This window comes from Micromonospora sp. NPDC050200, assembly GCF_040656135.1.
Taxonomy (GTDB): domain Bacteria; phylum Actinomycetota; class Actinomycetes; order Mycobacteriales; family Micromonosporaceae; genus Micromonospora.
Map to the genome: position 1 here is coordinate 1 of NZ_JBFALG010000035.1, position 5,643 is coordinate 5,643.

4 protein-coding genes are annotated in these 5,643 nt (G+C 70.8%); 3 read left to right on the top strand and 1 reads right to left on the bottom strand.

Going from position 1 to position 5,643, the window contains the following annotated elements:
• Nucleotides 1-399: 399 nt before the first annotated feature.
• Nucleotides 400-804 carry a DUF2267 domain-containing protein gene (locus tag AB0I41_RS22195; protein ID WP_357110589.1) on the bottom strand — a complete coding sequence of 135 codons (405 nt, stop codon included), beginning with the start codon at nt 802-804 and terminating at the stop codon, nt 400-402.
• Nucleotides 805-1,082: 278 nt separating this feature from the next.
• Between AB0I41_RS22195 and AB0I41_RS22200 the strand changes: the two genes are divergently transcribed.
• The 3 genes from AB0I41_RS22200 to AB0I41_RS22210 all read left to right on the top strand — a co-directional run.
• Nucleotides 1,083-2,942, top strand: coding sequence for a transketolase (locus AB0I41_RS22200; protein ID WP_357110700.1), 1,860 nt, complete (start codon nt 1,083-1,085; stop codon nt 2,940-2,942).
• Nucleotides 2,943-3,062: 120 nt separating this feature from the next.
• Complete coding sequence (locus tag AB0I41_RS22205; RefSeq protein WP_357110592.1) at nt 3,063-3,470, top strand: DUF2267 domain-containing protein; 408 nt, start codon at nt 3,063-3,065, stop codon at nt 3,468-3,470.
• Nucleotides 3,471-4,641: 1,171 nt separating this feature from the next.
• Nucleotides 4,642-5,643 (top strand): plastocyanin/azurin family copper-binding protein (locus tag AB0I41_RS22210; RefSeq protein ID WP_357110593.1); only part of this gene is annotated, 1,002 nt, incomplete at its 3' end.

Sequence of the window (5,643 nt, forward strand, 5' to 3'; positions counted from 1 at the left end):
GAAGCTAAGCCCTCCAGCGCCGATGGTACTGCACTCGGGAGGGTGTGGGAGAGTAGGACACCGCCGGACAAACATTCATTCAGGCCCACCCCCTCGGGGGTGGGCCTGAACGCGTTTGCGGGCACTGACGCCCGATGGCTCGAGTCGATTCCGGCGCTTCAGCCGCGCGGACGCCGGCGCGTACCCGGGAGGCGGCTGGCGCCAGGACCAGGTCGCCGCCGTCGAAGACTGGCGCGAGCTGGACGGTCCGCCTTTCGGGCCGGCAGGGCGGCTTGGACGGCTCGGCCGACGCCCTGCCCGCCGTGCGGCCGGCTCTCTCCGCGCCGCTACACGCTGTTGTCGGCGCCAGGCAAGGAGGGGTCGATCAGCTGACGGCGGTCGCCCGCGTCCGGGCCACACCTAACCGCGGCTGCGCTGTCCGTCGAAGGGCGCCACCGGGTCGGCGACCTGCCCGAGCTCCGCCGGGAGCTGGGATATGACGTCGTCGTACTCGCCGGGTGGGACGGCCTCGCGCAGCGTGTCGAACACCGCGCGCATCCCGGCCTCCGCCAGCGCCGGATCCACCTCGGCGCGGCCGCTGACCCGTTGCACGAAGACGTCGAGCCCGAACCGCTCGCTGGTCTCGCTGGAGGCGAACGCGTAGGCCTGAAGTTCCTCGGGAAGCTGGGTGGCGAGGTCACGGGCCTCGCCTCCGTCGATCCGTTCCGCCAAGGTCCGTAGCGTGGCCCGGGTGAGGGCGGTCGCCTGCGCTGATGACGTCTTCGCGCGCTTCGCCACCGAGCCGATGAAGTCGTTGCTGTCCACCTTCGGGCCTTCCTCTCGACTGGATGGCGGCGTCTACCCGTGCACCATCACGGGAAACGGCGGTGCACGTCGCAGACGCGCGGAGGGGGCTGGCCTCACCGTGCGGTGATCTTCGGGACCCGGGCTGGCAAATCGGTGGTTACCGGATGGCGACCGGGTTTCCTGACTACCGTAGGTGCGGAGTCGGCCAGCGGCGAGCGGCCTGGTCAGTCGGGCCGGACGGCCAGGCGTGGAGGGCTGGCCGAAGAAGCCGATCGCTGGAGGCGACGCCGGTGACCATGGAAGCAGAGCGCACTCTCCGCGACGAGGAGATCACTCAGCTGGGTGAGCTTGCCGCCCAGCTACGGGTGGATGCGATCCGGTGCAGCACCCGGGCCGGGTCCGGGCATCCGACGTCGAGCCTGTCCGCCGCCGACCTGCTCGCGGTGCTGATCTCCCGGCACCTGCGGTACGACTGGGCGGAGCCGCGCGGTCGGGCAAACGACCACCTCATCTTCTCCAAGGGCCACGCCTCGCCGCTGCTGTACGCGGTCTTCAAGGCGGTGGGTGTGATCACCGACCAGGAGTTGGTCGACACCTACCGCCAGTTCGGGTCGCGTCTGCAGGGGCATCCCACACCGGCGTTGCCCTGGGTCGACGTCGCCACCGGTTCGCTCGGTCAAGGACTGCCGGTCGGCGTCGGTATCGCGCTGGCGGGCCGGCACCTCGATCATCTGCCTTACCACGTGTGGGCGGTGTGCGGCGACAGCGAGACGGCCGAGGGCTCGATCTGGGAGGCGCTGGACAAGGCCGGCCACTACGGGCTGCGCAACCTCACCGCGATCGTCGACGTGAACCGGTTCGGGCAGCGGGGGCCGACCGAGCTGGAATGGGATCTGGACACCTACCGGCGGCGGGTCGAGGCGTTCGGCTGTCAGGCGATCGTCATCGACGGCCACGACCTGGCCGCGATCGACGACGCGTTGGGTCGCGCCCGGCAGGCGACGGGTCCCACCGTGGTGCTCGCCCGGACGGTCAAGGGCAAGGGAGTGCCCGAGGTCGAGAACAAGCCGGGCTGGCACGGCAAGCCACTGAAACCCGATGCCGCCGAGCGGGCCGTCGATGGTCTCGGCGGGGTACGCCAGATCCGCGTCACCGGACCGCGGCCCGAGCCCGTGCCGCCCGCCGCTACCCGCGCCAGCGAGCCGCCTGTGCTGCCCCGCTATGACAGGGGAGCGAAGGTGGCCACCCGGAACGCGTACGGTGATGCGCTGCGCGCGTTGGGCTCCCGGCCGGACGTGGTCGCCCTGGACGGCGAAGTCAGCGACTCCACCCGCGCCGACGAGTTCGCCAAGATGTACCCCGACCGCTTCTTCGAGATGTTCATTTCGGAACAGCAGATGGTCGCCGCGGCGGTCGGGCTGCAGGTGCGCGGGTACCGGCCCTTCGCCTCGACTTTCGCGGCGTTCCTGTCCCGCGCCTACGACTTCGTTCGCATGGCGGGCATCTCCCGGGCCGACATCGCCCTGTCCGGCTCGCACGCGGGGGTGGAGATCGGGGCGGACGGTCCGTCCCAGATGGGGCTGGAGGACCTGGCGGCCATGCGCGCCGTTCAGGGGTCGACGGTGCTCTATCCCAGTGACGCCGTCTCCTGCGCCGCTCTCGTCGCCCAGATGGTCGACCGCAAGGGCGTCAACTACCTGCGCACTACCCGGGGCGGGCACCCCGTGCTCTACGACAACGACGACGCCTTCCCGGTGGGTGGCAGCAAGCTGCTCCGCGGCGGCGGCGACGACCGGGTGGCGCTGATCGGTGCCGGGGTGACGGTGCACAACTGCCTCGCCGCCGCCGACGAGCTGGCGGCCGAGGGGATCAACGCCCGGGTCATCGACCTCTACTCGGTCAAACCGCTGGACCGGGAGCGATTGCTCGCCGCCGTCCGGGACACCGGCGGTCGGCTGGTGGTCGTCGAGGACCACTACCCCGAAGGTGGCCTGGGGTCGGCGGTCCTCGAATCGCTGGCCGACCTTGCCGAGCCGCTGCGGGTGACGCATCTGGCGGTACGCGGGCTGCCCACCTCCGGGACGCCGACCCAGTTGATGGACCAGGCGGGGATCGGGGTGAGCGCCATCGTCGCGGCGGCGCGCGCCTCGGTGTGAAGGCAGGCCTTCTCGGCCGGTCGCGGCGCCGCCTGGGGGTGCGGGGTCTCCGCGCCAGCCGATCGTTTCAGCCCTGGGTGCGCGGGTATCCGCACGGTCCGGTGCGAGAGGGGGTCCGAGGTGAACCACGCGGAGTTCGTCCAGGCGGTGGCGATGCGGCCAGGGGTGTCACCGATGCAGGCCGAGCCGATCACCCGTGCGACGCTGGAGACGTTGGCGGAACGGATCAGTGGCGGCCAGGCACGGGACCTCGCCTCGCAGCTTCCGGAGGAACTGCGGGTGTACCTACCCAAACCCAACGACGATGCCGTGCCGTTCGGGCTCGCTGAATTCTTCGAGCGGGTGCAGGCACGGGCCGCAGTGGATCTCCAGACGGCGACCGACGGTGCGCGCGCCGTGCTGGACACGTTGCGTGCGGCGGTCAGCGCGAAGGAGTACGGGGACTTCGTCTCCCAACTGCCGAAGGAGTTCTGGCAGCTGACCGGGCCGGCGGCCACCCGGCTCGAACCACGCCGGATCGGCACGTAGGCCCGGGGCCGTGGCCAGCTGCGGGTAGTTCCGCAGCCGGCTGCGGCCGGGGTGCCCAACGGCTACATCCGGGAACGGAGGCCGTTGACGATCCTTTCTGCCGTTGCCCGGTGGTAGGGGTCGATGGTCGCGAGGGCCGCCCCGTAGCGGGTCTGTCCCGCAGACCCCGGTCCGAGAGCGCCGCCACACCCGTTCATGGAGCCGTCCTGACCTGGCACATCCGCGGTCACCGCCTGCCGGCCGACGAGGCTCACACCGAGCGCCCAGCCAGCTGCCAGCGCGTTACGTAGCCGGATAGGGATCTGCCGCGGCGTGCCACGCAACTGTAGGACCTCCGTGCACTCGCGTCCCACCCCAGCGGCATCGACCCGACAACCCAGGCACGAATTGACCCGCTTTGATGGACATCGGCGGGCCGATCCGCCCTGCCGCTCCGCCTCCGACTCGGCTGTGGCCCGGACGCCATGGACGGCCGCGTCCGAGAAGTTGGCGTGCCGGCCGACCCGTCCTTCCCGGACGGTGGTACGGACGCCCACGCCCGGCTGCCCTGCGGCGTCGCCCGCGCCGTACTGGGGCCGAGGTGGACTGTCGATGATGTAACGCCCGCACGGCGGGCGACGCTGCAGACTTTCGTTGCATCGGAGAAAAGTATCGCCGGCGTCGACAAAAGCTCTGGACACCTTGATGTCAACTTAGTAGTGTCGGGAACCGTCAATATGTTTCGTCGAGATGAACCGGCGGCGCGGTAGATCTCGAACCGTGGTCCCAGACGGCACAACCCGTCCGGGGCACGGTCCCGACCCAGGGATGCCCCCTCGGGGCCCAGCCGGGCAACGAGGAACGAGCAACCCGGTGTGGAGACGCGCCGTGGTGGCTCACGTCCACCCCCACCTCTCGATGACGCCTCGCCAGCTCCGAGGCCGAACTGACACCCCGACAGCTCCGACACACAGTCCTGCCTGAACGCACGGGCGATCCGGCTCGCCCGCTGACACCAGGCGGAGCCATCTACAGAGCACGACCGTGGCCGGTGGCCACGGTCGAGGATCCCGTGCGGCCGGAAAGGGGAGGCACGGTTCGTTGATCCGGCCACATATAGCGACAAGAGGTGACATCGGAGGGGTGATGCTGGCCCCCGCCGGTGCTCCTCAGACCTGTGAGAGAGGCATTGATGAACGGGTATCCATTGCCTGACCGGCTCCCCGCGGGCCGGCTCCGGAGATCGCTCACCGCCGTCGCCACGGCGGCCCTGCTGTGGGTGACCGTCGGGCTGGTGGCGGTGCCGGCGAGCGCCCGCCCGATCGGCCCGGACCGGGCGACGGCGGCCTCGGCGGCGGGCCAGCAGCAGGTGCAGGCCCAGGTGCTCACCTGGACCGCCGGCGACAATTTCCTCGCCTACCGCTCCGCTCCGACCACCGCCGTCGCCGGGCCGGCCACGCTCGTCTTCGAGAACAGCGCCGCGACCGGCAACACCACCGGTATGCAGCACACCCTGACCTTCGACACGGGCAATCCGGCGTACAACAGCGACGTCGACGTGAACATCCTGGCCGACCCGACCGACGCCAAGGGGGGCCGGTGGACCGTCGACGTCGTGCTCTCGCCCGGCACCTACCGCTACTTCTGCGCCATCCCCGGCCACGGCGGGATGACCGGCCTGCTGGTCGTCAGCGGCGGCGGTTCGGACACGACCCCGCCGACCGTGTCGGCCGCGGTCTCCGGCGAGCGGGACGGCACCGGCGCGTACCTGGGCTCGGCCACCGTGACGCTCACGGCCACGGACAGCGGATCCGGGGTGGGGCGGATCGAGTACTCCCTCGACGGCGGGACCTACGGGACCTACTCCGCGCCGGTCACCGTCAACCAGCCCGGTCAACACACCTTCAGCTACCGGGCCACCGACAAGGCGGGTAACACCTCGACACCGCAGTCGGTGTCGTTCACCGTGGTGGAACCGCCGGCCCCGGACACCACCCCACCGACCGTGACGGCCGCGGTGACGGGCCAGCGCGACGACAGCGGCGCCTACGTCGGATCCGCCACCGTGACGCTGTCCGCCGTCGACACCGGGTCCGGCGTGGACCGGATCGAGTACTCCCTGGACGGGCAGCCGTACGCGGGCTACTCGGCGCCGGTCACGGTGAACCAGTCGGGCCAGCACACGCTGGCGTAC